Annotated in this window: 1 protein-coding gene; it reads right to left on the minus strand. The window is 67.3% G+C overall.

The window, feature by feature from the left end; translation table 11 throughout:
- Positions 1 to 74: 74 nt before the first annotated feature.
- Positions 75 to 563, minus strand: coding sequence for an aromatic acid exporter family protein (locus JCM19049_RS15680; RefSeq protein WP_054822016.1), 489 nt, complete (start codon positions 561 to 563; stop codon positions 75 to 77).
- Between the last annotated feature and the right edge of the window lie 336 nt (positions 564 to 899).

Below are 899 nucleotides of genomic sequence, written 5' to 3' on the forward strand. Positions count from 1 at the left end.
CTCGGCCATCTCGCGCAGCAGCTCGGACAGCGCCGCGATCGGGGTGCGCCGCGAATCGCTGGGCAGCAGGATCATCAGCAGGATCGCCAGGCTGACCCCCACCACCGCATCCAGGGAGCGGGCAAAGGCCCATCCACCGAGATCGGCAGCAGCACCACCAGCGCGGACTGCATGCCCAGCTGGGTGGAGAAGATCGGCCCGGAGTTCAGGTAGCGGGCCACCAGCAGGCTCAGCGACATCACCGCGGCGGCCTGCCACAGCCCCTGGCCCCACCAGTGCATCAGAAAGTCGCCCATCGCCACCCCCAGGGTGCATCCCACCGCCACCTCCAGCACCTTGCGCATGGTGGTGGCGGTGCCGAAGCCGGAGGCCACCAGCGCGCTGGTGGCGGCGAAGATCGGCTGGGTGTGCCCCAGCAGGGAATCGGCGATCCAGTATGCGCCGATCGCCGCAATCGTCATCCGGATAATGCGCGGCAGGGAGTTCCAGGCACGGGTGAGCCCCACCCGGTTGCGCTGGCGCACGAAGAGCCGGGCGCGCCTGAGGTTCGGTGCACTGGCCATGACAACCAGTCTTTCACGCCTGCCGCACCGATGGGGGCATCATGACGCACTGTCGATGGTGAGGCTCGGGACGCCGGGATGTGAGGCGGTTCATAGCGGCGCGCGGCGGTGTTAACCTTCCGTTCACCTTCGCCGGGGGTGCTGGTTACCTGCACTGCCTACGCTCAAGGCAGACCTAAAGCCTGTATGGCGGTCACACCACACCGCAATTCCTGAATATGGGGGAAACACTCGTGAACTTCAAACGCCTCTCCAGTGCGGCCGCTGTGCTGTCCGTGGCCGCCCTGGCCCTGACCGCCTGCGGTTCAGACAACCCGACCGGCGCCGCGCAGAGCA

It is taken from the genome of Arthrobacter sp. JCM 19049, assembly GCF_001310435.1.